The sequence below is a fragment of the Pseudomonas sp. TE3-3-F2023 genome, assembly GCF_036784815.1.
GTDB lineage: Bacteria > Pseudomonadota > Gammaproteobacteria > Pseudomonadales > Pseudomonadaceae > Aquipseudomonas > Aquipseudomonas pudica.
The window spans coordinates 655,287-680,722 of sequence record NZ_CP145113.1 but is presented as its reverse complement, the minus strand read 5'-3'; the positions used below and the strand labels follow the sequence as shown (position 1 = coordinate 680,722).

Below are 25,436 nucleotides of genomic sequence, written 5' to 3'. Positions count from 1 at the left end.
GAACGCTAGAGCCAAAAATCGCTATCTACCGCCAAAAAGGTCATGGTTTTAATCTTCTCCCATCAACGCGAAACACCCCACTTACTGAAAAGATCAAAACCCTTGGGAGCAACGACCATGACCAACTTCAAATACAACCGCCTGAACAAAGACGACGCCGCTGTCCTGCTGGTCGACCACCAGGCTGGCCTGTTGTCCCTGGTCCGCGACATCGAACCGGACGCGTTCAAGAACAACGTATTGGCCCTGGCCGACCTGGCCAAGTTCTTCAACCTGCCGACCATCCTCACCACCAGCTTCGAGCAAGGCCCCAACGGCCCGCTGGTACCGGAACTGAAAGCCCTGTTCCCGGACGCCCCGTACATCGCCCGCCCAGGCCAGATCAACGCCTGGGACAACGAAGACTTCGTCAAGGCGGTGAAGGCCACCGGCAAGAAGCAACTGATCATCGCCGGCGTGGTGACTGAAGTGTGCGTAGCCTTCCCGGCGCTGTCAGCCCTGGAGGAAGAGTTCGAAGTGTTCGTGGTCACCGATGCCTCCGGCACCTTCAATGCCATGACCCGCGACGCCGCCCACGACCGCATGAGCCAGGCCGGCGCACAACTGATGACCTGGTTCGGCGTGGCCTGTGAGCTGCACCGCGACTGGCGCAACGACATCGAAGGGCTGGCGGCGCTGTGCTCCAACCACATCCCGGACTACCGCAACCTGATCACCAGCTACAACGCTTTCACCGCCAACAAGTAAGCCAGATGCGCGGGCACCGCAAACCGGTGCCCGCCAAGGCAGCACACCTGTCCAATCCTGCGCCCGTCCGCCGTTGCACAGTGGATGCGGGCAAGCTCATCCCAAGGAACGCCGATGAACACCGCACTCCAAGACAACCGCGAAGTGGTAACCGTATGCCTGCAACACCAGGTTATTGATAGCACGCCGGGCACCACGGCAGCCCAACCGCCGCGCTGGAAGCAGGCGCTGCTGACCTACCTGGTGATCTGCCCGATGACCATGATCGTTCCACAACTGCTGGCGCCGTTGTTCGCACGCGTCCCGCAGTTGGGTGGAGTGATCACCAGCAACCTGATCGTCAACCTGTTCGTCATCCTGCCCGTGGTGTTCTACATCATGCCTTGGGTAACCCGCCGCTGCGCCAATTGGCTGCGCGGCTGAGCCAGGCCTTTACCTCGACATTTTCAAGGAGATACCGACATGAGCACGTTCGTTACCCGCGATGGCACTTCGATCTACTTCAAGGACTGGGGCAGCGGCAAGCCTGTGCTGTTCAGCCACGGCTGGCCACTGGATGCCGACATGTGGGATTCGCAGATGGAATTCCTGGCCAGCCGCGGCTACCGGGCCATTGCCTTCGACCGCCGTGGCTTCGGCCGTTCGAGCCAGCCGTGGAACGGCTACGACTACGACACCTTTGCCGATGACATCGCCCAGCTGATCGAGCACCTCGACCTGCGCGACGTGACCTTGGTGGGCTTCTCGATGGGGGGCGGTGACGTCAGCCGCTACATCGCCCGCCACGGCAACGAGCGGGTGGCCGGGCTGGTGCTGCTGGGCGCGGTGACACCGGTGTTCGGCAAGCGTGACGACAACCCTGAAGGTGTCGACCTGTCGGTGTTCGACGGTATCCGCGCCGGCCTGCGTGCCGACCGGGCGCAGTTCATCGCCGACTTCGCCACGCCGTTCTATGGCCTCAACCATGGGCAGCAGGTGTCCCAGGGTGTGCAAACCCAGACCTTGAACATTGCGCTGATGGCATCGATCAAGGGCACATTGGATTGTGTGACCGCGTTCTCCGAAACCGACTTCCGTCCGGATATGGCCAAGATCGATGTACCAACCCTGGTGATCCACGGTGACGACGACCAGATCGTGCCGTTCGAGAGCACCGGCAAGCAGGCGGCGGAGCTGATTCGCGGGGCTGAGCTGAAGGTGTACGCGGGGGCGCCGCACGGGTTTGCGGTGACTCATGCACAGCAGCTGAATGAGGACTTGCTGGCGTTCCTCCAGGAGTAATGGTGGGAGGCATTCGCGGGTAAACCCGCTCCCACAGGGGGATACCACAGTCTTGCAGGCCTGTGGTGTCCCTGTGGGAGCGGGTTCAACCGCGAAGAGGCCAGCCCAGGCAGCACAAATGCTGAACAGGGCTAACCTTCAACCACCCACCGCACATCCATCCAAGCCTTGCCCCTACACCAACCGGCATGCTCCGCAGTTGCGCCTGCCCGCTGCCGCACCCAGACGGAGAACCCCATGTCCCAGGACCGCAACGACAAGACCCGTCGCCAGTTCCTCGCCACCAGTACCGTGCTCGGTGCCGCCGGCGCGCTCTGGTCCGCATTGCCCTTTACCGGTTCCGCCGGTTCCGCTCACGCATCCACCCAAGGAGGTTCCATGACCGCCGACCTGATTCTGTTCAACGGCAAACTGCACACCGTTGATCGTGAAAAGCCCACCGCGACCGCCGTCGCCATCAAGGATGGCCGTTTCATCGCCGTGGGCAACGACGCCGAAGCCATGGCCCACAAGGGCGCCACCACGCAAATCATCGACCTCAAGCAGCGTACGGTCATCCCTGGTTTGAACGACTCGCACCTGCACCTGATCCGTGGTGGCCTGAACTACAACCTGGAACTGCGTTGGGAAGGCGTGCCTTCGGTGGCCGATGCCCTGCGCATGCTCAAGGACCAGGCTGCGCGTACGCCGACCCCGCAGTGGGTGCGCGTGGTCGGCGGCTGGAACGAGTTCCAGTTCGCCGAAAAGCGCATGCCCACTCTGGAGGAGATCAACCAGGCCGCGCCAGATACCCCGGTATTCCTGCTGCACCTGTATGACCGCGCACTGCTCAACCGCGCCGCGCTCAAGGCAGTCGGCTACACCAAGGACACGCCCAACCCGCCGGGCGGCGAGATCCAGCGTGACAAGTTCGGCAACCCGACCGGCATGCTCATCGCCCGCCCCAACGCGATGATCCTCTACGCCACCCTGGCCAAGGGGCCGAAGCTGCCGCTGGAATACCAGGTCAACTCCACCCGCCAGTTCATGCGCGAGCTCAACCGCCTGGGCCTGACCAGCGCCATCGATGCCGGTGGTGGCTACCAGAACTACCCGGACGACTATCAGGTGATCCAGGAACTGGCCGACAACAACCAGCTGACCGTGCGCATTGCCTACAACCTGTTCACCCAGAAGCCCAAGGAAGAGCTGGACGACTTCCGCAAGTGGACCTCCAGCGTGAAGCTGCACAGCGGTACCGACTTCCTGCGCCACAATGGCGCCGGCGAAATGCTGGTGTTCTCCGCCGCCGACTTCGAGGACTTCCTCGAACCGCGCCCGGACCTGCCGCAGACCATGGAGCAGGAGCTGGAGCCGGTGGTGCGCCACCTAGTCGAGCAGCGCTGGCCGTTCCGCCTGCATGCTACCTACAACGAATCGATCACGCGCATGCTCGATGTGTTCGAGAAGGTAAACCGCGACATCCCGTTCAATGGCCTGCCGTGGTTCTTCGACCACGCCGAAACCATCACGCCGCAAAACATCGAGCGCGTGCGCGCGTTGGGCGGCGGTATCGCCATCCAGGACCGCATGGCCTTCCAGGGTGAGTATTTCGTTGACCGCTACGGTGCCAAGGCCGCCGAGCAGACCCCGCCAATCAAGCGCATGCTCGACATGGGCGTGCCGGTGGGCGCCGGTACAGACGCCACCCGCGTGTCCAGCTACAACCCGTGGACCTCGCTGTACTGGCTGGTCAGCGGCAAGACCGTCGGTGGCATGGAGCTGTACCCGGAAGGCCTCAGCCGTGACACCGCGCTGCAGCTGTTTACCCAAGGCAGCTCCTGGTTCTCCAGCGAGCAGGGCAAGAAGGGCCAGATCAAGGTGGGCCAGCTGGCCGACCTGGCGGCGTTGTCGCTGGACTTCTTCAGTGTCGATGAAGAGGCGATCAAGGGCATCGAGTCGGTGCTGACCGTGGTCGACGGCAAGGTGGTGTATGGTGCGGCGGAATTCGACAAGCTCGGCCCGCCCCAGGTGCCGGTGCTGCCGGAGTGGTCGCCGGTGACCAAAGTGCCGGGGCACTGGCGGGTGGGCACTCCGTCGCTGGCAGCCGCCGTGCACCAGTGCAGCGGGCCATGCGGGGTGCATGCGCACAGCCATGAGAAGGCCCGGCATTCGAGTGTGCCGGTGAATGACTACCAAGGCTTCTGGGGCGCGCTCGGTTGCTCGTGCTTCGCGTTCTAAGCTGAGCTGATGTGAAAAAGGGGGGCCAGTTATTGGCCCCCTTTTTTGTTCCTTCAGTGCTGGCCCCTTCGCGGGCTCGCCCGCTCCCACAGGTACATCACAGCCCTCAGGCTCTGTGCGATCCCTGTGGGAGCGGGCGAGCCCGCGAATAGCATCAATGGTGAGCCTTGTGCTCAGCTCCAGCCAACAGATGCCGAATCTTCACTTCCACCCCATCGGTCTGCAGCATCCGCACCCGCGCCTCGATCTTCAGCTCACCCCGGGTTACCCGGTGGTGATGCCGCAAATGCTCCAGCCACGACTCCTCGAAGAAAAACTCCAGCCACAACGCCGGGTCCGCACTGTCGCGCATCAACCCCCACGACAACGCGCCATTGCGCTTGCGCATCGCCTCCAGCTCCCGTGCGGCCTGCTGGAACGCCTCGGCCTTGGCCGGGTCGATGTGGTATTCCACGGTGACCATCACCGGCCCGCTTTCCTTGTCCATGTCGTCGCTCAGCAGTGGCACCGGCCAATGCAGTGACGGCGTCAGCTCCTCGGCTGCGGTTTCCGGTAGCGTCACCTTGCAGGTCAGCAGCGTGCCCAACGCCAGGCCGCCTGCGGCCAGCAGCAGGCTCAAGGTGATCGTTGCATGGCTGGCCAGCGTGCCCCACAGCAACCCGCCACTGGCCATGGCACCAAAGAAGATCAGGATATACACCGACAAAGCCCGCGCCCGTACCCAGGCAGGCACTGAGGTCTGTGCCGCCACCTGCAGGTTGGACAGCACGGCAATCCACGCCCCGCCGCTGAGCAGCATCGCCGGTAGCAGCACATAGAAGTTGCGCACCAGCGCCAGGGCCAGCAGGAACAGTGCATACAGCAGGCTGGCCAGCAGCACCAGGCGGTCGCGGCTGATGCGTTCGCGCAAGCGTGGCAGCAAGGTGGCACCGGCCACTGCGCCAATGCCGATGGCCGCCAGCAGCAGGCCGAAATCGGCGGCGGTGCCATGCATCTCGCCACGCACGATCAACGGCAGCAGCGAGGTACCGGCGCTGGCGCAGAAAAAGAATGCCAAGGCGCGCAATATCACCGCCTGCAAGGGTTTGGCACTGCGCGCGAAACGCAGCCCGGTGCGCATGGCGCCGACGAAGCGCTCGGCCGGCAGCAGCGGCTCCTTCACCTCGCGCTTCCACAGAAACAGCACCAGGATCACCCCGGCGAACGAGATGGCATTCAGGGCGAAGGTCAGCCACGGGCCGACCATGCTCACCACCACGCCGGCCAAAGCCGGGCCGACGGCGCGTGACACGTTGATACCGACACTGGAAAGCGCCACCGCGTTGGCCAGGTCGTCCTTGCTCACCAGCTCCGGTGTCAGCGCGCTCCAGGCCGGCATCATCAGTGCCGTGCCGATGCCCAACGCCAGGGTAAGCACCAGCAGCAGGGTGACGTTCATCAGCCCGAGCAGGGTCAGGGCCGCCAGCACCACGGCTACCGAAGACATCCACAGTTGCACCAGCAACAGGTAGCGGCGCTTGTCGACGATATCCGCCGCCGCGCCGGCCGGCAGGGCAAGGAAGAACATCGGTAGCGAGCCGGCTACCTGGATCAGGGCCACATGCAAAGGGCTGGCCGACAGCGTGGTCATCAGCCAGCCGGCGCCCACCTCGTGCATCCAGGTGCCGATGTTGGAAGCGATGGTGGCGATCCACAGCATGCGGAAGGTGGTGTTGCGCAATGGGCTCCAGGCGCCTGAAGGGGATGTGCTCATGTCAGAAGCTGCCTTTGAGTGGGTATTCGATAATCAGGTAGATCCGGTCGATGTCATCGCCGGCCTGGGCCTGGTTGGCGCGGTGGCTGACGTGGGAAAACGACAGGCTCAGGTCCTTGGCGGCGCCGGACTGCACCACGTATTTCAGGTCGATGTCGCGTTCCCAGTGCTTGCCGCCGTCGCCGTACTGACCGACGTAGACGCCACCGGCTGGGGCATGGCTGCCATCGATGCCACGGCCGCTGACGTAGCGGCCCATCAGGCTCAGGCCGGGGGCGCCAAGGGTGGCGAAGTCGAGGTCGTAGCGCAGTTGCCACGAGCGCTCGCCGGGGCCATTGAAGTCGGCGTACTTGATTGAGTTGGCCAGGTAGATCGAGTCGCCGCCGACGAAGTCGAACGGGGTGTCGCCCTCGACCTTCTGGTAGGCCAGGCTCAGCGCTTGGGCGCCGAAGCTGTACCTGGCCAGCAGGCTGTAGGCGAGGGTGTCGATTGCCCCGGCACTGGCATTGCCGGTGTCGCGGGTCTTGTACAGGTTGCCGTCCAGGCGCCAGTTGCCCTCGGCCAGGTTCAGGTTGAGGTAGGCCTGGCGCCAGGTGTCATCCAGCTGGCCTGCGTACAGTGCGCCGCCGAATGGCTCGTCGGGTGCGAACGCGGCGCCGGCCAGGCTGATGGCACGTTTGTCGGTGGTAGCGCCATAGCCGCTGAAGTCATCGTGGCTGGAGCTGTTGTCCTGGTTGTTGAGGGCGGTGAAATGCCCGGCCTGCAGGCGCCAGTCGGGCAGGTCGGTGTTGTCCAGGAACCAGCCGGTGGCGTACTCCGGGTGCAGGCGTTTGTCGCTGGTGTCGAACACCGGGGTTTCCACGGTCATTTCGCCGTAGCGCAGTTGGGTATTGCCCAGGCGCAGCTTGAGTGCGGCGCCGGCGCTTGAGTAGTCGGACTCGGCGCGGCCATCGCTGTCGCGCGGCAGCAGGCCGGTGCCGGCATGGCCGCGGCCGCCGTCCAGCTTGAGGCCGAGAAAACCATGGGCATCGATGCCGACGCCGAGCGTGCCCTCGGTGAAGCCGGAGCGGATTTCGCCAATGAAACCCTGGGCCCATTCCTGGCGGTAGTTCTGGCCACTGCCGGAGGGCGAGCGGAAGTCGCTGTGCAGGAAGTAGTTGCGGCTGAGCAGCGACCAGCCGGGTTCGTCAGCCTGGCTGAGTACCGGGCATAGGGCGAGGGTGGCGAGCAGGGCGCGGCCTGGTCCGGGGTTGGCGCGGATCATGGGGCCTCCAAGGGGGATGATCCGGGACTGTGGAGCAAGGATAGGCCAGCGGTCTTGTAAGGTTGTGCTGGAACGGGCAGCTAGAGGCTGAACGCCTTGGCGATCGCATCGATCACCACCCGCACCCGCGCCGTATGGCGGACATCCTGATGGGTCACCAGCCAGATGTCGTAAGGCCTGCCTTGCGCCCACACTTGCTGTAAGCCCGCACGTGCGCCCATCGGCACCGGCAGTTCACCCAGCCCGATGCCACTGGCCAGTGCTTGGCGCACCATCAGCCCCGAGGTGCAAGTCATGGCGATGCGCCCTTTGGCGATCGGTTCGCCGGCCAGTGTCACCTCCTTGCCGCTGTCCAGATAAGGCTGGTAGATCACCAGTTCGTGCCCGGCAAACGCACCACCGGGCACCGGCTCGCCAAAGTGCTTGAGGTACGTATGCGAGGCGAACAGTGCGGTTTGCCAGCGCGCCAGGCTCCGCACCACCAGTTCAGGGTTGTCCGGCTTGTGCGTACGTACGGCGATATCTGCCTCGCGCTGGCTGAGGTTGAGCATCTGCGTGGACGCGTGCAATTGCACTTCGATCCCAGGGTGTTCCAGGCGCAACCGAGCCACGGCTGGGATGATGAAGTCCGATGCGAAGGCGTCGGTACTGGTCACTCTCACTACTCCGCTCAGGCGGTCATCCAGTCCAAGAATCTGCCGCTGCAGGCCGGCGGCGGCAGATTCCATCGCCAAGGCAGCCCGCATAGCCACTTCGCCGGCGCTGGTCAGGGAGTAACCGCTGGAGGTCCGCAGGAACAGCGTGGCATGCAGCGTGCCCTCCAGCGATGCGAGCCGGCGACCCACCGTGGCCTGGTCCACGCCCAGGCGGCGTGCGGCGCCGCGCAGGGTTTGCTCGCGGCACAATGCAAGAAACACGCGGGTGTCGTCCCAGTTCATCGAAGTCGTCCTCGGTGATGCGAAAATGCAGGGCTGGTATGTAAACTCGCTGCGTTATTTCATCGTTCGGCGAATTTATGCTTTCCCCATCACCATCATCAAGCGCCGTTCACGGGGCAGGGGAAAATCATGAACAATTCGATACGGGCACCCTGGTTGCCGATTTGGGCTGGGCTATGTGCCAGCCTGGTCGGGATCGGCCTGGCACGGTTTGCCTATACACCGCTGATTCCGGCACTGATCGGTGCTCACTGGTTCGCCAGTTCAGCAGTGGTCTATCTGGGGGCGGCAAACCTGGCCGGCTACCTGATCGGCGCCCTGATTGGCAGGCCGCTGGCTGCCCGGTGGTCGAGCGCCATGGCGCTGCGCGGCATGATGGTGCTGGTGAGCCTGACATTCCTGGCGTGTGCCTGGCCGTTGTCGGTGAGCTGGTTCTTTGCCTGGCGCCTGCTGTCGGGCGTGGCAGGTGGTGTGATCATGGTACTGGTGGCCAGCGCAATATTGCCCCACGTCACTGCCTCGCGACGCGGCCTGGCCAGCGGGGCCATCTTCCTGGGCCTGGGCCTGGGCGTCGCGGCTTCTGCGAGTCTGGTGCCATGGTTGCTGGATAAAGGCCTGCAGCAGACCTGGCTGGGGCTGGCCGCGTTGTCGCTGCTGCTGACCGTTACCAGCTGGGCAGGCTGGCCCGTTGAACTTGAACATTCGTCGGTGCCCCCCGCACGGCGGCAGGCGGCGGTTTCACCCGCAATTCTCGTGCTGTTTGGGCAATACGCGTTGATGGCCACGGCGCTGGTGGCACCCATGATGTTTCTGGTCGATTACATCAGCCGCGGCCTGGGCGCGGGCACCCACGCTGGCGCTGTAATATGGGGTCTCTATGGCCTGGGCGCGATTGCCGGACCGGTACTGTATGGGTTGTTGGCCGATCACCTCGGTGCCCGTGCCGGCATTCGTCTGGTGCTGCTGGCACAACTGGGTGCGCTCGGGATCTTGCTGAGCAGTCACGACCTGCGCCTGCTGGGTGCCGCCGCGCTGCTGATCGGCTCCTTCCCCCCGGGCATCGTGCCACTGGCGCTTGCCAGAGTGCATCAGCTGGTGGACGGCCATGATCGGCAGAATGCGACCTGGAGCCGTGCGACAGTTTCGTTCGCCAGTTTTCAGGCCATTGCCGGCTACGCATACTCGGCGTTGTTCGCCGCCACGGATGGCCACTACGGTGTGCTGTTCGCGGTGGCGGCCGGGGCGGTGTTGCTGGCGCTGCTGGTCGACCTGCTGCTCAAGGAGCGTCAGGCCATGTCGCTGATGGCGAACTCTTCGGCCAGGTGATCGATCAGCGCACGCACCGAAGGCAGCAACCCGCGCCGCGACGGGAAGATCGCATGCACGATGCCGCAACGCGGGTGCCAGTCGGGCAACAACTCCACCAGCCGCCCCGCTGCCAGGTCCTCACGCACCGCCACCCGCGGCAGGTGCGCAATACCCACCCCCGCCACCACGAAATGGCGCAGAGCAAACAGGTCGTCCGTCACCATGCGCGGTGTGTGCGGGATGACGATGCTGCGGCTGCTGTCCTCGCCCTGGAACAGCTCCCACTGGTACTCACGCTGGGCGCTGCCCCAATGCACGCTGGGGAGCGTGCCGAGCAGCTGCGGGTCGAAGCCCTTGGGCAACTGCTCCAGGTACTGCGGCTGGCCGACCAGGCACTGGGTACTGTTGCTCAGCACCTTCATCACCATGTCGGTGTTCTCCAGCGGCGGAAAGCGCACCCGCAGGGCGATGTCGAAACCCTCGTGCAGCAGGTCGACGCGGCGGTTGGTGCTCTCGATGAACAGCTCCACCTGCGGGTACTTGAGCATGTAGCGGGTCAGCATCGGCCCGACCCAGGAATTGAGCAGGGTGGTCGGGCAACTGATACGCACCAGGCCGCGTGGTTCGCTGCGGTTGCGCTCGATGATCTCTGCCGCGCCCTCGGCTTCCACGCGCATGGCCAGGCAACGGTTGTAGTAGGCCTGGCCAATCTCGGTCAGCGAGCAGTGGCGGCTGGTGCGGTGCAGCAGGCGCACGCCGAGGCGGTCCTCAAGGTCGGCGATGCGCCGGCTGAGCTTCGACTTGGGCATGTCCAGCGCCCGGCCGGCAGGTGCGAAGCCACCGTGTTCCACGACTTGGGTGAAGTAGTAGAGGGAGTTGAGGTCTTCCAATGATCGGTCTCCGGTTGTTGGCAGCCTGTGCTGGCCTCTTCGCGGGCACGCCCGCTCCCACAGGTACCGCACTGGCCTTGAATCTTGTGCGATCCCAGTGGGAGCGGGCGTGCCCGCGAAGAGGCCAGTAAATCCAGTGCAAATCTATCGTTCATAAAACGGAACGCTAAAGCCAAATTCTGCTATCTACCGCCACAAAGGTGATGATTTTAATCTGTGCCCATCAACGCGAAACACCCCCGAATGCTGAAAAATTCATAACCCTTAGGAGCACAGACCATGAGCAAATTCACCTACAACCGCCTGAACAAAGACGACGCCGCTGTCCTGCTGGTCGACCACCAGGCTGGCCTGCTGTCCCTGGTCCGTGACATCGAGCCGGACAAGTTCAAGAACAACGTGCTGGCCCTGGCCGACCTGGCCAAGTTCTTCAACCTGCCGACCATCCTCACCACAAGCTTCGAGCAAGGCCCCAACGGCCCGTTGGTACCGGAACTGAAAGCCTTGTTCCCGGACGCCCCATACATCGCCCGCCCTGGCCAGATCAACGCCTGGGACAACGAAGACTTCGTCAAGGCGGTGAAGGCCACTGGCAAGAAGCAGCTGATCATTGCTGGCGTGGTGACTGAGGTCTGTGTAGCGTTCCCGGCGCTGTCGGCCCTGGAAGAGGAGTTCGAAGTGTTTGTGGTGACCGATGCTTCCGGCACCTTCAACGAAATGACCCGCGATGCTGCCCATGACCGCATGAGCCGCGCTGGCGCGCAAATGATGACCTGGTTCGGCGTGGCCTGTGAGCTGCACCGCGACTGGCGCAACGACATCGAAGGGCTGGCGGCGCTGTGCTCCAACCACATTCCAGATTATCGCAACCTGATTACCAGCTACAACGCGCTGACTGCGGGTAAGTAACACCAAGTAATCTGATGGATGGCTTTCGCAAGGGGGCCATCGTTGACTTGGTCCAGAAGTGTTGTTAGCGTTTCACCTGAGCGCGAAACCAGCTGCCATTCAGCGGCAATAGCTGGTGTAGGAACCCCGTCGATGGCTGAATCATCAGCGTCGGGTGAGACCTCCACACCCCGGCTTGAGGGTGTGTATATGAGTATCAAGCACGAGCACAGGGCCACTGGTGACAGTGGCCCTTTTCTTTGCTCGGCATATAAGCGTACCGCTTGTAGAGCAGTTTTCCATGGCGATGCTTATTCAGTGCCTTTGCATCGCACTGCATGAAATTCCACAGCATTTTGTCGTTATCGAGTGTCACGACCACCAGCATCTGCCGCTTGGTCTCGTACACGCCAATGAACGCCAACCTGTAGGTGTCATTGGTGTAGGCGACCTGCCATACCTCAAATTCCTATATTGAGGCGGAGCAGGCCGGTTACCGCAGCCTGCTCTGTGCAAATGCAATGTACTTCAACTTACAGGCTGCGACTCAATCCCATCCAGCAATGCCTCAACCAATCCTTCTGCCATTTCGAGCGCATTCAGGTTGCTCCAGAACAGGCTCTTGCCGGTTTCATCCAGGTGTTCCAGGGCTTTGTAGCCACAGTCGTAGGCGCCGCGCAGGTACTGGGCGACATGCACCAGGGCATCGTGGGCGGAGACGCCCGGGTTTACTGTGAACAAAGGTGGATGGCCGGCATCGCAGCGGCTGAAAGCGCGCTCTTTGGTGTCGGGAAGAGGTGGATTGGGGACAATTTTTTTCATTGCAGTGACCTCACAAGGTTGTCCTGCAACCATCCGTTTCCACACGAAGGGTGGCAGTTGTACGCGGGGTGGAAAACCGGTCGGAGGCAACCCGGTAGGCCATACGGCCTCCCGCGCACAGCTGCCATTGAAGACAGCACCTCAGACCAGACGGGTTTCCACACCCGATCGCTGAACCGACAGCGACCCGGCAAGCCTAGAGAGCAGGCTTTACCCGGACAATCAGACGGGCGTCGACACGGTGTGTAGGATAATTCGTCAGATGGGGTGGCTGAGTAGGAAATGGCTCGCAACGAAGTAGGATGCTGCTGATATTCTTGTGCACTGGGTCCGCTGCGCGGCCCTTCGCGGGCACGCCCGCTCCCACAGGTACTGCACCGCTTGCCAGGCTTGCGCTATTCCTGTGGGAGCGGGCGTGCCCGCGAAGGGCCGCGCAGCGGACCCAGACAATCTCAAGCCAAAAATACAAAAGAGGGCCTGAGCCCTCTTCCTGAATCGATGCGCCAACCCTCAATCCGCATCCGAATCAAACAACCGCTCCAACTCCGCCCGGGCCTCCTTGGCCGTCTGCATCACCTTGGCCCGGTCATCACGCACCTGTCCCTGGGCCACCAGCACCTCTTCGTCATGCTGGGTAAACCGCGCAATCCGGTCCGCTGCCTGCGCCTCGCTCAACCCCAACCCCACCAATGCCCGGCGGGTCATCTCCAGGCTGGAGTAGAACGTCTCGCGAATCGGCTCGGCGCCGACATCCGCCAACTTGTGCACATGCTGGCGGTTACGCGCGCGGGCCAGCACTTTCAGGTGCGGGTACAGGCGTTTCACCCGTTCCGCGGTGTGAATGGCAGCTTCCGGGTCATCGATGGTGATGATGAAGTATTCCGCCTCGCCCACCTTGGCGGCATGCAGCACCTCGGGGCGCAGCGGGTCGCCGTAGAACACGGGTACCTGTTCGAACATACGGGTCATCTCGATGGTGTCCACCGAGGTTTCCAGAGCAATGAATGGAATCTTCTGTGCCCGCAGGATGCGCGCGACGATCTGGCCCATGCGGCCCATGCCGACGATCACTACCCGTGGCGTGTCAGCCTGGATCTGCTTGTAATGCTCCGGCACCTCACGCGCCGGTTGCGGGCGCTTGAGGGCGTGGGCGCAGCCAATCATCAGCAGCGGGGTAATGGCCATCGACAGGGTAATGGTCATCAGCAGCAGGTCGTAGGTCTGGGTGTCGAACAAGCCTTGGTCCTTGCCCAGCTTGAACACCACGAAGGCGAATTCGCCACCGGCCGCCAGCACCATGCCCAGGCGCAGGGCGCTGGCGCTGTTCAGGCCACCGGCCAGGCGCCCGACGCCGATCAGCAGTGCCAGCTTCACTGCCACCAGCAGCAGGGTCAGGCCCAGCACCACCAAAGGCATTTCAAGCAGCAGGCGCAGGTTGGCGCCCATGCCGACGCTGATGAAGAACAGCCCCAGCAGCAGGCCTTTGAACGGTTCGATCTGCGATTCCAGTTCGTGGCGGTATTCCGAGTCGGCCAGCAGCAGGCCGGCGAGGAAGGCACCCAGGGCCATGGAAATGCCGGCTTCTTCCATCAGCCAGGCAGTGCCGATCACAACCAGCAGCGCGGTGGCGGTGGACACTTCCGGCAGGCCGGTGCGGGCCACGGTGCGGAACACCGGGCGCAGCAGGTAACGGCCACCGACGATGACCACGGCGATGCTGGCGAACACCTTCAGGCCGTGCTCCAGGCTGTCGCCGTGGCTGGTATCCGGGCCACTGGCGGCCAGCAGCGGAACCAATGCGATCAGTGGGATGGCGGCGATGTCCTGGAACAGCAGGATGGCGAACGCGAGGCGGCCGTGCGGGGCGTTGAGCTGCTTGCTTTCGGCCAGGCTCTGCAGGCCAAGGGCGGTGGACGACAGCGCCAGGCCCAGACCGAGCACGATGGCCGCCGGTAGCGTCTGGCTGAAGCCGAACACGGCGATGGCGCCGATCAGCGCACCGGTCAGCAGCACCTGGGCGGTACCGACGCCGAATACGGACTTGCGCATCAGCCACAGGCGCTTGGGCGACAGCTCCAGGCCGATGATGAACAGCAGCAGAACCACGCCCAGCTCGGAAATGTGCGCCACGCTTTCGGTGTCGCGGATCAGGCCCAGCGCTTGCGGGCCGATGATCACACCGGCGAGCAGGTAACCGAGCACGGCCCCCAGGTGCAGGCGCTTGGCCAGGGGGACGGCGAGGACAGCGGCGAGCAGGAAGATCACCGCGGTTTGCAGAAGGCTGCCTTCGTGTGGCATTGGCTCGTACTCCATGAGCTGCCGGGGCAGCGTTAGATCAGTTTGGCGGACAATTCTGGGGAATGTGCGGGTGCCAGACAATCTGCTGTGAGGAAGACACATTGTCCTGAATCAGGTGACAGTCGTGCTGGCCTCTTCGCGGGTGTTGCGCAGGCTTGAACACACCGCTGTACCTGTGGGAGCGGGTTCACCCGCGAAGAGGCCAGCACAGGAAATCTGCATACTCAACTGCCACCAAACTGCGCCCGATACTGCGCCGGCGTCATGCCAATCCGCTCGCAGAACACCTTGCGCAAATGCCGGTCACTGCCAAACCCGCACTGCGCCGCCACTACCTTCAACGGCAGGTCGGTGCCTTCCAGCAGCTTTCGCGCGCGGTCGATCCTTGCATTCTGCAGGTACTGCAGCGGTGTGATCCCCACCTCGCGCAGAAATGTCCGGGCGAAGTTGCGCCCGCTCATGGCCACCAGGTCGGCCATCTTCTGCACGGTGAAGGCTTGCTCGATATGGTCGACGATATACGCCTGCACCCGGGCAATCGGCGAATCATCCCGCGGTACAGCCGCCAGCAGTGGCCCGTAGGGTGTCTGCCCGCCCTGGCGATGGCGGGCGACCAGCAGTACCTTGGCCACTTCCAGGGCCAGCGCCTTGCCGTGGTCTTCGGCCACCACCGCCAGTGCGAGGTCGATGCCAGCGGTGATGCCGCCCGAGGTAATCAGGCAGCGGTCGATCACGTAGATCTGTTCGGTCTCGACCTTGGCATTGGGGAACGCCTGTGCCAGGCGCTCCACGTAGTTCCAGTGGGTGGTGCAGCGATAGCCGTCCAGCAGCCCGGCCCGGCCCAGCAGGAATACCCCGGTGCAGATGGCACCAAAGCGTTTGGCCTGGCGCACGGCGCGTGGCAGCCAGCGCTCGATGCCTGGCAGGGCGATGTCATAGGCCCCCGGGCCGCCAGGCACCAGCAACAGATCGACGGCCTCCGGCAAGTCCTCCAGACGCAGGTCGGCCATCACTTTCAGCCCGCATGAGCCGCGCACTGCCGCTTGCCCCTCGGCCAGGGTCAACAACCGGTATTGCCGCTCTGCAGGCAAGAACCGGTTGGCGATGGCGAAGGCATCCATGGGGCCGGTGACATCCAGCAACAGCACGTCGTTGAACAGCACCATGGCCACGGTGCGGTGGGCGGGTTTTTCCTGCATGGCTCTTTGCCTTGGATACCGGCCGCCACTAGCGGCCTCAAGCTGAATACGAAACGCATCTTAAAGTATCGGCAAAACCGCCAGGGCCAGCAGCGCGCAATTAACAACAATTCAGGTTTGGCTAAGGACTTTGTCATGTGCCGAGGGCGAGACTTTCTGCATTGAACAGGAGAGTCGCCATGCACCCCGGGACGCCCCAAGCACCGCTGCAAACCCCCGGCGCACTTACGCCAGCGCGTTTGCGCCGGGCCAAGGAACTGATGCTGCACAGCCCGTTGTCGATCATCGAAATCGCCGGGGTATGCAACCTCACCCGCAGCCACTTCTCTCGCGCATTCAAGGTCAACACCGGCCTCTCGCCACAGGCCTGGCGCCTGCTGGCACGCATGGAAAAGGCCAAGCGCATGCTCGCCACCGAGGCGCCGATCACCCACGTGAGCCTGGAATGCGGCTTCTGCGACCAGGCCCATTTCACCCGTGCCTTCAGCCGCCTGGTCGGCCAGCCGCCCAAGGCTTGGCGCCAGGCGCAGGCCCATCCTTAAGCCGAACCTATCCGCCGGTATAGCCCTTGTGGACAGTGCCGGCCCCTTTTCCCAACCCAAGGAGTCACCCCGATGAGCCAACCCGATTACAAGCGCCTGAACAAAGACGACGCCGCGGTGCTGCTGGTCGACCACCAGACCGGCCTGATCTCGCTGGTGCAGGACTTTTCGCCCAACGAGTTCAAGAACAACGTGCTGGCTCTGGGCGACCTGGCCAAGTTCTTCGGCCTGCCGACCATCCTCACCACCAGCTTCGAGCAGGGCCCGAACGGCCCGCTGGTGCCAGAACTGAAAGAGATGTTCCCGGATGCGCCGTACATTGCCCGCCCTGGCCAGATCAACGCATGGGACAACGAAGACTTCGTCAAGGCGATCAAGGCCACTGGCCGCAAGCAGCTGATCATCGCTGGTGTGGTGACCGATGTGTGCGTGGCGTTCCCGACCCTGTCGGCGCTGGCAGAAGGTTTTGAAGTGTTCGTGGTGACCGATGCATCGGGCACCTTCAACGAAACCGTGCAGCAGGCGGCCTGGGTGCGCATGACCCAGGCGGGTGCACAGATGATGAACTGGTTCTCGGTAGCCTGCGAGCTGCACCGCGACTGGCGCAATGACATCGAAGGGCTGGGTAACCTGCTGTCGCAGCGCATACCCAACTACCGCAACCTGATGAACAGCTATGCGGCCCTGAGCGCCCGTTGATGTAAACCTGTACCGGCCCCTTCGCGGGTGAACCCGCTCCCACAGGAACCGTGCAGTTCTCAGGCTGTGCACTATCCCTGTGGGAGCGTGTTCACACGCGAAAGCGCCGGTACAGGCTCAAGAAGGATTCACAGGCAGCGTAAAGCGAACCCGACACCCCCCCAACTCTGACACCAGCGCCTGCAACTGCCCGCCATGGGCCTGCACCACCGAGTTGCAGATCGCCAGGCCCATCCCCATGCCGCCGATCTTGGTGGTATGAAACGCATCGAACACCCGTTCGCGCTCATCCGCTGCAATTCCCGGCCCGTTGTCGTCCACGCAGATCTCCACCTCATCCCCGGCCACCGCCGACGCAATCCGCAGCACCCCATCGCCGCGATACCCCGCCAGCGCCTCCAGGCCATTGGTAATCAGGTTGAACACCAACTGCTGCAACTGCACCGGATCGGCCATCACGTTCACCCCCGCCTGCAAGCGCATCTGCACGTCCACCATGCCCTTGGCGGCATCGGCCGAGGTCAGGCGCACCACTTCGCGGATCAGGTCGTCCAGCTTCACCACCTTGAGTTGCATCGGCGACTGTTTGGCCAGCGAGCGCAGCGCACGCACGATGTTGGCGGCCCGTTCGCTGTCGTTGCGGATGTCTTCCAGGCCGGCAATCGCCTCTTCCAGGTCGGGCTTGGCTCGCTTCAGCCAGCGCAGGCTGGCAGCGGCGTTGGAAGCTATGCCCAGCAGCGGCTGGCTGATCTCATGGGCGATGGACGCGGACAGCTCGTTCATCACCTGCAGGTGCGCCGTGCGCGCCAATTCCGCGCGGGAGCGGCGCAACTCGGCTTCCATCTGGGCGCGAGTCTGGTTGTCTTCGGCCAGGCGTGTGTAGAACTTGGCGGTTTGCAGCGACACTGCCGCCTGCGAGGCGAGGATTTCCAGCATGGCCAGGCGCTGGCTGCCGAACAGGTTCGGTACCAGGCGGTTTTCCAGGTACACCAGGCCGATCAGCACGCCCTGGATCACCAGCGGCAGGCATAGCACCGAACGGGCTTTGCGCGCCTGCAACTGCTGGCGGAAGGCCTCGGGGCAATCGCTCTGGGCATCGTTGAGCACCAGGGGCTTCTTGGTGCGCATGGTGGCGTTGATGATCGACAGCGGTGCCTGGGTCATGAACTTCTGGCAGTCGTCCATGCTCACGTGCAGCCCGGCGTCGTCAATGTAGGCGAGGGCCGCCATCTGAAATTCGGCACCGCTGACGATCAGCAGCGCACCGTGATCGGCGCCGGAGTGCTGCGTCAGTTGGCCCATCAGGGTTTCGATCAGGCCTTCGAGCAGCACTTCCTCGGAGAGCGCCCGTGCTGCCTCGATGCCGGCTTCCAGGTCGAGCTTGGCCTGGTGGGTGGCGCGGTGGCTTTCCTGGATCGGCTGAGTGCGCAGGAATGGATGCAAAGCCTCCAGTTGGTGCACCTTGCCGGTCGCACCCCAGATATGGAAACAGTCGCGGGCGATGCGCAGGTGCAGGTTGGCGCCAGAGATCAGGCCGCTGGGGATACATACCTCGGCCAGCTGTTCGTGGGCCAGCGCCTGCTCGTGGATGAAACCGGCGGCGGTGGCGGCGATCTGTGCCTGGTCGAAGCAGCGGATGGCGGCCAGGCCGTCGCCTTCGAGCTTGGCGATCACGCCTTCGATCAGCAACAGCTTGTTGCGGAAGGTGGCCGGGTTGAAGCCGGCCCAGCGGCCGAAGCGCTCGCGCAGGGCCCGTAGCTCGCGCAGTTTGTCGGCAGGGCTGCCAATGGCCTCGGGGCTGCCCAGGGCCAGGCCGCGGAACAGGTGATAATCAGCCAGGTTGATGTGCGCTGGTACCGCCCAGGTGTTGTCGCCGGCCAGTGCAAGGTTGCGCATGGCCTGCGGGATATCGCCCAGGTAGAAGTCGCCCATGCCGGCCATCAGGTACTGGAAGAATCGCGTGGTAGGCGATTTCGAGGCTGTGGCCGAGGCCGGGGAGGGCGTGCCGCTCAATTTGGCGATGAACGCTTGCTGGGCCTGCAGGATCTGCTCGATGTCGCGGTAACCGTGGCGACGCACGGTGGCCAGGCCTTGCGCCAGTTCCTCCACCACGTCCGGCAGGTAGCGGCCCATGAACAGCGAATCGGAAACCAGGTGGTTGCAGGCATAGCAGCTCATCGCCAAGTCACCGCTCACGCGCCCTGAGTCAACCGCATCCAGCGCGGTGCGGCGGGCGAACTCCATGGGCGAGGTCCAGGCGCTGACCTGGTCCAGGGCCAGCAGCGCGCTGGTCAAGTCAGCGTCGAAACCGTGCCGCTCTATCAGTTTGAGCGCAGCCAGGCAGCAAGCATGGCCATCATGGTAGGCGCCGAAGCGCTCGGCAATCATCACCCCGTACCAGGCCATGCCATAGGTGCTGCCCGGCGCGACGCCGTGCAGCAGTGACAGCTCCATGAGCTTGGCCAGGTGCAGGAAGCAGATGTCGTCCTTCACGAAAAACGATGACGACAGGGTGGCCAGCAGGCTGATGGCAACTGTCACTTCCTCCGAATCGGTGCGCTGCAGCGACTCCAGGCAGTGCCGGCCTTTCTGTTCGACCAAGGCCTGTACATGGGCATGACTGGCCTCGACCTGTTGCCAGTCGACACCTCGCACCGTGCTCATACCCAGCAAGTCCAGGCCGGATATGGCGCTGTCGATGGCCGCCTGATAGTCGCCGCGCAAGGTGCACAGCAGCGCCTGCAGGCGGCATACCCGCGCCTGGTCCAACGCCGAGCGAGCGCGCTGGCGGCATTCAGTGATGCGGGCCTCGGCCGCGATCATTCGCGACAGTTGCATGTCGCATTCGGTGGCCATGCAGGCGATGGCAAAGCCATGCGTGGCGCGGCTTTCCAGCGTTGCGCAGTGGTGCAGCAACTGCTCGGCCGTGTGCAGGTAGCCAGCTGTCTGTTCGAAAGCGCCGTTGTCGCGTGCGCGTGCTGCGGCTTCGCGTAAAAGCTGCAGGAACGCTTCGCAGTCATCCGCTGCAAACCCGCATGGGCTGGCGCGTTGAAGCTGGTTGGCAAGCTCGAACAGTGCCTCGTGCAGGCGCCCCGGCCAGGCCTTGCGCATGGCCAGGGCGATATGTGCATGCAACTGGGCACGCTCGCGCGCGGGCGTGAGAGCGTACGCGGCTTCCATCACCCGCTCGTGGGCGAAGCCCAGGCCGTTCTGGCCCGATTGCAGGAAACCCGCGCCAATCAAGGCTTTCAACGGTTCGCCGGGCACTTGAGAGAGCACCTGCTGAAGCAGGCGTTCATCGCAGCGGCTGCCCGCCGCGCTAGCCACCCGCAGCAGGTTGCGCTGCGGCTCTGGCAGGCGCGCCAGGCGGTGGATCATCAGGTCGGCGACATTGTCGGAATAGCGGTGGCGGGCCACGGCCTTCAGGCACCATGACCAGCGCATGGCCTGGGTATCGAAGGTGAACAGCTGGTCCTCGACCAGGGCCCGGAGAATCTGATTGATGAAGAACGGGTTGCCCGCCGTCTTTTCGTGCACCAGTTCGGCTACCTGCAATGCGTCCTCGACGCCGACGTGGTAGCGCTCGCCGATCAGCTCGGCCACCGCGCCCACCGGCAGGGGCCGCAGGTTCAGTGTGGTGCTGCGCACCGCTGCGGGCAGGGCAAGGGGGGGACTGCTGGCTGGGGCATCATTGCGCCGGGCAAAGATCAGCAACAGATTGCCGGGCGCGTGAGCCAGCAGTTGCGCCAGCAGTTGCTGGCTGGCGTCGTCGACCCACTGCAGGTCATCGAAGAACAGCACCAGCGGCTGGCCGGGGCGGCTGAACACCTGCAGGAACTCGACGATCGCCCGCAGCTCCTTCTGCAGCGCCAGGCGCGTGGGCTTGGCCGGCAACTCGGGCAGGGGGCCGAGGACCAGTTGCAAGTCTGGCGCCAGCTTGCCCAGCAGCCGGCCGTGGCCTTTGATGCGGCGCAGCATCTCGCGGCGCAGGGTGTCGAGGTCCTGGCTGTTCTTGGCCAGCAACTGGGTGGTCAGCGCGCCGAGAATCTCGACCCAGGGCGCGTAGGGCACGGCCTGGGCAACGCCATTGCATTTGCCGGTGGCCCAGTAACCCTGGGCGTTGGCCTTGAGTGCTGCCTCGACCAGGCTCGACTTGCCCATGCCGGTAGCCCCATTGATGAACAGGGCTTGTGGCTTGCTGTCTCGGCGCAGGGCCTTGAGCAGCAGGGCGATGGCCTTCTGCTCGGCGCAGCGGCCATACAGGCGTGCGCGGTCGGGCGTGACCGGGTCGGCACAGCCTGGCTCGAAGGCCTCCATGGATTTGCTGGCGGCCCATTGCCGTTGGCAATGGGCCAGGTCAACCGCCAGTGCGCGGGCACTCTGGTAGCGGGCATCCGGCTCTTTGGCCAAGGCCTTGGCCAGGATCCGGCTGAGAGGTTGCGGCACATTGCTGTCCACTTCGCAGGCCGCTCGTGGCTGCACGCCCGCATGCAGCTGGCGCCAGTGCTGGGTGTCGCGTCCGGCTAGCGGCAGTTCGCCCAGCAGTAGCTGGTAGAGGATCGCACCCAGAGCATAGATGTCGGTGCGTCGGTCGCTGCTGCTGCCGTGCGGGCAGACCTGTTCTGGCGCCAGGTACGCCCAGTTGCCGAGCGCGGTGCCCTGTTCGCTGATCAGCTGCGCCGGGTCGGCGCGAAAGCAGCCCAGCCGCACTCGTTGGTTGGTGTGCAGGCACACATGTTCTGGCTGCAGCGCGCCGTGTAGCACATTGCGTTCGTGGGCCTGGGCCAAGGCAGTGGCCGCGTTTACCGCAATCTCGAGAAACGGCGTCAGGGCTGTTGGGCCTTCTGCGATAAGGTCGGCGATGGAGCGGCCGGCCGGGTACACCAGTAGCGGGCCTTCGGCCGAACGCACGAACGCCGAGGGGATCACCGCCCACTGCGGGTCGAGTTGCAGGCGGTAGTCACGTTCCAGGCGCTGGCAGGCGGCGGGGGCCTCGCGCGGGGCGCGTACGGCGATCCAGGCCTGGCGGGTGGCAGGGTCGCGCAGGCGGAAGTAGCTGAGCTCACCTTCCTGGCCCAGCGCGCTGATGTCGCACCGGTTCAGCCAGCCCTCGTCGATGGACTGGTCGTAATCGATGGGCCTGTTGGCAAGGCGTTCATCGAGCATAAGGCACCCCTGCTAGCAACATCCTGACGCGCGAGTATACGCAGCGGGCCCAGCACGGATGCGGCCTGCAGCCTGCTTGGCAGGAACGGGCACGCTGTTGTCCGTTATCGTCCCCTGGGGGCTGGCGGGCTTTTGTATAGTCCTCAGGCCAACCTATCCCTCGGGATAATTGTCTGAAGGCGTACGCTGGCCTAGGCTGCCCGGGGCTGGGAGACGCCCATGCCCGCGCGAGGAAGCCATGATCCGAATAGGTAATGCCCAGGTGTCGCTGGAGCGGCGCGAAGCCTTTGTTGATGGCAAGCCGATCCTGTTGGGCGGGCGTGCCTTCGAGGTGCTGGCGACGCTGATCAAGGCCAAGGGCCGGGTGGTCGGCAAGGACGAGCTGTTCAGTCAGGTGTGGGCCGGCACGGTGGTCGAGGACAACAACCTGCAGGTGCAGGTGTCCTTGCTGCGCAAGGCCTTCGGCGACCGTGGCCTGATCCAGACCGTGCCGCGCCGGGGCTATCGCCTGGCTGCCGAGATCAGCCTCGAGGTGCCTGGCGAGGCGTTGGGCAAATCACCGTTGTGCGCCGTGGCCGACACTGTCGAGTTGTTCGATGAGCACTTGAACGTGCCGGTGCTGGTGGTGGATGACGACCCGTCGGTGCGCACGGCCTTGGGCCGTCTGCTGCGCTCGCAGGACATTCCGCATCATTTGTTCGCCAGTGCCGAGGCGTTGTTCGAGGCCCGCCTGGAAACCCCCTGTGCCTGCCTGTTGCTGGATATGCATCTGCCCGATACCAGTGGCCTGGAGGTACAAGACGCGCTGCGCCGGCTGGCGCTGCCCTGGCCGATCGTATTCATGACCGGCTTCGGCACCATCCCGATGACCGTCCAGGCCATGCGTGCCGGGGCCGTGGAGTTCCTGACCAAACCGTTCGACGAAGACCAGTTGCTGACACTGCTGCAGGCGGTGCGCACGCGTGCCGTGGCGGAAGGGCGCAGATGGCACCATGCGCGGCAGGTCGAGGAAAAGTACCAGCGCCTGACCCAACGGGAGCGGCAGGTGTTCTCGCTGGTGGTTGGCGGCCTGTCGCACAAGCAGATCGCCAAGCAGATCGGCACCAGCGAAGTGACGACCAAGGTGCACAAGAAGAACATCATGAACAAGATGCAGTCCCGCTCGCTGCTGGAGCTGGTGGCCATGCACAACGTCATCGGGGCGCGGCGTGAGGGCCTGGGCGGCGCATGAGCAGAGCGGTGTGCATCGTCGACGACGATGCGTCGGTGCGCAAAAGCCTGGCCAACCTGCTGCGTTCGGCAGGCTTCGAGACCTTGTCGTTTGCTGCAGGGGATCTGTTCCTGGCCTCGGCACTGGCGCGGCAGGCGGGGTGCGTGCTGCTCGATCTGAGGATGCCCGGGATGAGCGGGCTGGCGGTGCAGCGCGAATTGGCCCGGCTGGGGTGGCGTTTGCCGGTGATTTGCATGTCGGCGCATTTGGATGAAGGAACGGTGCGGGCGGCGATGGCGCTTGGGGCGCTGGTCTGCCTGGGCAAGCCATTTTCCGAAGAGGTGCTGCTGAAGGTGGTTGAGGATGCTTTGGTGGGCAGCCAGTGAGGTATTCCTGTCCCGGCCCCTTCGCGGGCTTGCCCGCTCCTACAGGGACTGCACAGGCTTTGGGCCGATGTATTCGGTGTGGGAGAAACTCTCTTGTACTGCCTGTACTGGCCTCACCGCTGGCAAGCCAGGCTCCTACAAGGACTGCGCATGGTTTGAGGCCGATGCGGTCGGTGTGGGAGCTGGCTTGCCGGCGATGGGCTGCAAAGCAGCCCCGGCAATCTAACTGCTCCCCGGCCGGTACTGCAGGGACTCAGCCAGATGCGCCCGGCCAATTGCCTGGCTACCTTCCAGATCCGCCAACGTCCGCGCCACCTTCAGCAACCGGTGTGCTGCGCGCAACGATAGGGTCAGCCGTTCACATGCCCCCTCCAGCCAGGCCTGGTCCGCCGCTGCCAACCCACAGTGGCGGCGCAACCCCTCAAGGTCGAGAAACGCATTCGCACACCCTTGCCGCCGCTGTTGCAGTTCACGTGCCTCGGCTACCTTGGCTGCCACATCGGCACTGGTCTCGCCGCAGGGCTGGTTGTTCAGCGTGGTGCTCTCCCGGGCAACCGTCAGGTGCAGGTCGATACGGTCCAGCAATGGCCCGGACAGCTTGTTGCGATACCGCGCGATCTGCTCGGTACTGCAGCGGCAGCGGCCAGTGGGGTCGCCCAGGTAGCCGCAAGGGCAGGGGTTCATTGCCGCCACCAGCTGGAAACGTGCGGGGAAACGCACCTTGTCGCGGGCCCGGGCAATCACGATCTCGCCCGACTCCAGAGGCTCGCGCAACACTTCCAGCACGCGCCGCTCGAACTCCGGTAGTTCATCCAGAAACAACACGCCATGGTGGGCCAAGGTGATTTCGCCCGGTTGTGGCCGGCTGCTGCCGCCGACCAGTGCCGGGCCGGAGGCGGAGTGGTGTGGATGGCGAAAAGGCCGCTGCGGCCAGCTACTCAGAGGCGTGTGGCCGCTGACCGACTGGATCGCCGCCACTTCCAGTGCCTCGTGCTCGTCCAGCGGTGGCAGCAGCCCCGGCAGGCGGCTGGCGAGCAAGGTCTTGCCGGTACCGGGAGGCCCGGTGAACAACAGGTTGTGCGCCCCGGCCGCCGCCAGCAACAGGGCGCGCTTGGCCGCCAGTTGGCCCTGCACCTCGCTCAGGTCCGGATACGGGCGTTGCTGCAGGATCAGGCCGTTGGCGGCATACGGCGGCAACGGCACCTGGCCGTTCAGGTGGGCGACCAGTTCCAGCAGGTGCCCCACCGCATACACCACCAGCCCGCCTGCCAGGCTGGCTTCTTCGGCATTCTCCCGTGGCACCACCAGCGCCCGGCCTGCTTCGCGTGCCGCCAGTGCCGCGGGCAGCACGCCCTGCACCGGGCGCAATTTGCCAGACAGCGCCAGTTCGCCCAGGCATTCGACCTCGGCAAGGGTAGCTGCGGGCACCTGGCCATCGGCGGCGAGGATGCCCAGAGCAATGGCCAAGTCATAGCGCCCGCCATCCTTGGGTAGGTCGGCGGGGGCGAGGTTCTGGGTGATGCGCCGCTGCGGGTAGTTCAAACCGGAGTTGACGATGGCGCTGCGCACTCGGTCCTTGCTCTCTTTGACCGTGGTTTCCGGCAGGCCGACCAGAGTGAGATGGGGCAAACCGTTGGCCAGGTGGGTTTCGACGCTGACCGCCGGTGCCTGCACGCCCACCTGGGCGCGGCTGTGGACGAGGGCTAGGGACATGGACGCTCCGTTGTCGCTGAACAGGGCCGCTTCCTGCGGCTTTGCAAGCATAGCGACGGCGACCCGGGTCGGCGCAAGAAGTGTGCGTCCTAGTTTTTCAGGCAGGGGTTGC

19 protein-coding genes and 1 pseudogene are annotated in these 25,436 nt (G+C 64.2%); 10 read left to right on the top strand and 10 right to left on the bottom strand.

Annotation, left to right across the window (positions count from 1 at the left end; translation table 11 throughout):
• Positions 1–117: 117 nt before the first annotated feature.
• The 4 genes from ycaC (V3314_RS03045) to V3314_RS03030 all read left to right on the top strand — a co-directional run bounded on the left by ycaC (V3314_RS03045) (position 118) and on the right by V3314_RS03030 (position 4,248).
• A complete protein-coding gene (ycaC, locus tag V3314_RS03045; protein WP_135001817.1) occupies positions 118–747 on the top strand; it encodes an isochorismate family cysteine hydrolase YcaC in 630 nt (209 codons plus the stop codon).
• A gap of 114 nt (positions 748–861) precedes the next feature.
• A complete protein-coding gene (locus tag V3314_RS03040; RefSeq protein WP_046613671.1) occupies positions 862–1,170 on the top strand; it encodes a hypothetical protein in 309 nt (102 codons plus the stop codon).
• Between the two features lie 39 nt (positions 1,171–1,209).
• The gene (locus tag V3314_RS03035) at positions 1,210–2,028 is read left to right on the top strand and encodes an alpha/beta hydrolase (RefSeq protein ID WP_046613670.1); all 819 of its coding nucleotides are present in this window, start codon (positions 1,210–1,212) and stop codon (positions 2,026–2,028) included.
• A 378-nt stretch (positions 2,029–2,406) separates the two neighbouring features.
• On the top strand, positions 2,407–4,248 hold the full coding sequence (locus V3314_RS03030) for an amidohydrolase (protein WP_338460307.1): 1,842 nt from the start codon (positions 2,407–2,409) through the stop codon (positions 4,246–4,248).
• Positions 4,249–4,402: 154 nt separating this feature from the next.
• On the opposite strand, the gene V3314_RS03025 is transcribed toward V3314_RS03030, so the two are convergent.
• From V3314_RS03025 to V3314_RS03015, 3 genes are all read right to left on the bottom strand, one after another.
• Positions 4,403–6,001, bottom strand: coding sequence for an MFS transporter (locus tag V3314_RS03025; protein WP_153670626.1), 1,599 nt, complete (start codon positions 5,999–6,001; stop codon positions 4,403–4,405).
• Between the two features lies 1 nt (position 6,002).
• Positions 6,003–7,265, bottom strand: coding sequence for an OprD family porin (locus V3314_RS03020; protein ID WP_338459916.1), 1,263 nt, complete (start codon positions 7,263–7,265; stop codon positions 6,003–6,005).
• 80 nt (positions 7,266–7,345) lie between these two features.
• Entirely contained in the window at positions 7,346–8,203 is an 858-nt protein-coding gene (locus V3314_RS03015) for a LysR family transcriptional regulator (protein ID WP_046613666.1), read from the bottom strand.
• A gap of 129 nt (positions 8,204–8,332) precedes the next feature.
• On the opposite strand from V3314_RS03015, the gene V3314_RS03010 reads away from it, so the two are divergent.
• The gene (locus tag V3314_RS03010; protein WP_046613665.1) at positions 8,333–9,529 is read left to right on the top strand and encodes a YbfB/YjiJ family MFS transporter; all 1,197 of its coding nucleotides are present in this window, start codon (positions 8,333–8,335) and stop codon (positions 9,527–9,529) included.
• Here V3314_RS03010 and V3314_RS03005 read toward each other — a convergent pair.
• Positions 9,490–10,401 (bottom strand): LysR substrate-binding domain-containing protein, encoded by a 912-nt coding sequence (locus V3314_RS03005; RefSeq protein WP_046613664.1) that lies wholly within the window; start codon positions 10,399–10,401, stop codon positions 9,490–9,492. The two genes, V3314_RS03010 and V3314_RS03005, sit on opposite strands and share 40 nt — an antisense overlap.
• Positions 10,402–10,680: 279 nt before the next feature.
• Between V3314_RS03005 and ycaC (V3314_RS03000) the strand changes: the two genes are divergently transcribed.
• Positions 10,681–11,310: an isochorismate family cysteine hydrolase YcaC gene (ycaC, locus tag V3314_RS03000; protein ID WP_013974760.1), complete on the top strand. Its 630-nt coding sequence runs from the start codon at positions 10,681–10,683 to the stop codon at positions 11,308–11,310.
• A gap of 196 nt (positions 11,311–11,506) precedes the next feature.
• Here the strand turns inward: ycaC (V3314_RS03000) and V3314_RS02995 are convergent.
• The 4 genes and pseudogenes from V3314_RS02995 to V3314_RS02980 all read right to left on the bottom strand — a co-directional run.
• Positions 11,507–11,740: pseudogene (locus tag V3314_RS02995) on the bottom strand (hypothetical protein); the annotation flags it as partial.
• A 77-nt stretch (positions 11,741–11,817) separates the two neighbouring features.
• The gene (locus V3314_RS02990; protein WP_085601142.1) at positions 11,818–12,111 is read right to left on the bottom strand and encodes a hypothetical protein; all 294 of its coding nucleotides are present in this window, start codon (positions 12,109–12,111) and stop codon (positions 11,818–11,820) included.
• 510 nt (positions 12,112–12,621) lie between these two features.
• Positions 12,622–14,409, bottom strand: coding sequence for a monovalent cation:proton antiporter-2 (CPA2) family protein (locus V3314_RS02985; protein WP_284386346.1), 1,788 nt, complete (start codon positions 14,407–14,409; stop codon positions 12,622–12,624).
• A 224-nt stretch (positions 14,410–14,633) separates the two neighbouring features.
• The gene (locus V3314_RS02980) at positions 14,634–15,608 is read right to left on the bottom strand and encodes a GlxA family transcriptional regulator (protein ID WP_085601143.1); all 975 of its coding nucleotides are present in this window, start codon (positions 15,606–15,608) and stop codon (positions 14,634–14,636) included.
• 179 nt (positions 15,609–15,787) lie between these two features.
• Here V3314_RS02980 and V3314_RS02975 point away from each other — a divergent pair, with 179 nt between their 5' ends.
• Entirely contained in the window at positions 15,788–16,150 is a 363-nt protein-coding gene (locus V3314_RS02975; protein WP_196183425.1) for an AraC family transcriptional regulator, read from the top strand.
• Between the two features lie 72 nt (positions 16,151–16,222).
• Complete coding sequence (gene ycaC / locus V3314_RS02970) at positions 16,223–16,849, top strand: isochorismate family cysteine hydrolase YcaC (protein ID WP_196187684.1); 627 nt, start codon at positions 16,223–16,225, stop codon at positions 16,847–16,849.
• 117 nt (positions 16,850–16,966) lie between these two features.
• On the opposite strand, the gene V3314_RS02965 is transcribed toward ycaC (V3314_RS02970), so the two are convergent.
• On the bottom strand, positions 16,967–22,015 hold the full coding sequence (locus V3314_RS02965) for an AAA family ATPase (RefSeq protein WP_338459915.1): 5,049 nt from the start codon (positions 22,013–22,015) through the stop codon (positions 16,967–16,969).
• Between the two features lie 238 nt (positions 22,016–22,253).
• On the opposite strand from V3314_RS02965, the gene V3314_RS02960 reads away from it, so the two are divergent.
• Positions 22,254–23,246 carry a response regulator gene (locus V3314_RS02960; RefSeq protein WP_196174215.1) on the top strand — a complete coding sequence of 331 codons (993 nt, stop codon included), beginning with the start codon at positions 22,254–22,256 and terminating at the stop codon, positions 23,244–23,246.
• On the top strand, positions 23,243–23,611 hold the full coding sequence (locus V3314_RS02955) for a response regulator (protein WP_153670629.1): 369 nt from the start codon (positions 23,243–23,245) through the stop codon (positions 23,609–23,611). The genes V3314_RS02960 and V3314_RS02955 overlap by 4 nt, the downstream gene beginning before the upstream one ends.
• A 222-nt stretch (positions 23,612–23,833) precedes the next feature.
• Here the strand turns inward: V3314_RS02955 and V3314_RS02950 are convergent, their stop codons facing one another.
• A complete protein-coding gene (locus V3314_RS02950; protein ID WP_046613733.1) occupies positions 23,834–25,324 on the bottom strand; it encodes a YifB family Mg chelatase-like AAA ATPase in 1,491 nt (496 codons plus the stop codon).
• Positions 25,325–25,436 lie beyond the last annotated feature (112 nt).

Coding starts and splice junctions, on each gene's coding strand:
- ycaC (WP_135001817.1), top strand. CDS start 118: ATGACCAACTTCAAATACAACCGCCTGAACAAAGACGACGCCGCTGTC.
- V3314_RS03010 (WP_046613665.1), top strand. CDS start 8,333: ATGAACAATTCGATACGGGCACCCTGGTTGCCGATTTGGGCTGGGCTA.
- V3314_RS02990 (WP_085601142.1), bottom strand. CDS start 12,111: ATGAAAAAAATTGTCCCCAATCCACCTCTTCCCGACACCAAAGAGCGC.
- V3314_RS02975 (WP_196183425.1), top strand. CDS start 15,788: ATGCACCCCGGGACGCCCCAAGCACCGCTGCAAACCCCCGGCGCACTT.
- V3314_RS02950 (WP_046613733.1), bottom strand. CDS start 25,324: ATGTCCCTAGCCCTCGTCCACAGCCGCGCCCAGGTGGGCGTGCAGGCA.
- ycaC (WP_196187684.1), top strand. CDS start 16,223: ATGAGCCAACCCGATTACAAGCGCCTGAACAAAGACGACGCCGCGGTG.
- ycaC (WP_013974760.1), top strand. CDS start 10,681: ATGAGCAAATTCACCTACAACCGCCTGAACAAAGACGACGCCGCTGTC.
- V3314_RS02965 (WP_338459915.1), bottom strand. CDS start 22,015: ATGCTCGATGAACGCCTTGCCAACAGGCCCATCGATTACGACCAGTCC.
- V3314_RS03030 (WP_338460307.1), top strand. CDS start 2,407: ATGACCGCCGACCTGATTCTGTTCAACGGCAAACTGCACACCGTTGAT.
- V3314_RS03015 (WP_046613666.1), bottom strand. CDS start 8,203: ATGAACTGGGACGACACCCGCGTGTTTCTTGCATTGTGCCGCGAGCAA.
- V3314_RS02980 (WP_085601143.1), bottom strand. CDS start 15,608: ATGCAGGAAAAACCCGCCCACCGCACCGTGGCCATGGTGCTGTTCAAC.
- V3314_RS03035 (WP_046613670.1), top strand. CDS start 1,210: ATGAGCACGTTCGTTACCCGCGATGGCACTTCGATCTACTTCAAGGAC.
- V3314_RS02985 (WP_284386346.1), bottom strand. CDS start 14,409: ATGCCACACGAAGGCAGCCTTCTGCAAACCGCGGTGATCTTCCTGCTC.
- V3314_RS03020 (WP_338459916.1), bottom strand. CDS start 7,265: ATGATCCGCGCCAACCCCGGACCAGGCCGCGCCCTGCTCGCCACCCTC.
- V3314_RS02955 (WP_153670629.1), top strand. CDS start 23,243: ATGAGCAGAGCGGTGTGCATCGTCGACGACGATGCGTCGGTGCGCAAA.
- V3314_RS03040 (WP_046613671.1), top strand. CDS start 862: ATGAACACCGCACTCCAAGACAACCGCGAAGTGGTAACCGTATGCCTG.
- V3314_RS03025 (WP_153670626.1), bottom strand. CDS start 6,001: ATGAGCACATCCCCTTCAGGCGCCTGGAGCCCATTGCGCAACACCACC.
- V3314_RS02960 (WP_196174215.1), top strand. CDS start 22,254: ATGATCCGAATAGGTAATGCCCAGGTGTCGCTGGAGCGGCGCGAAGCC.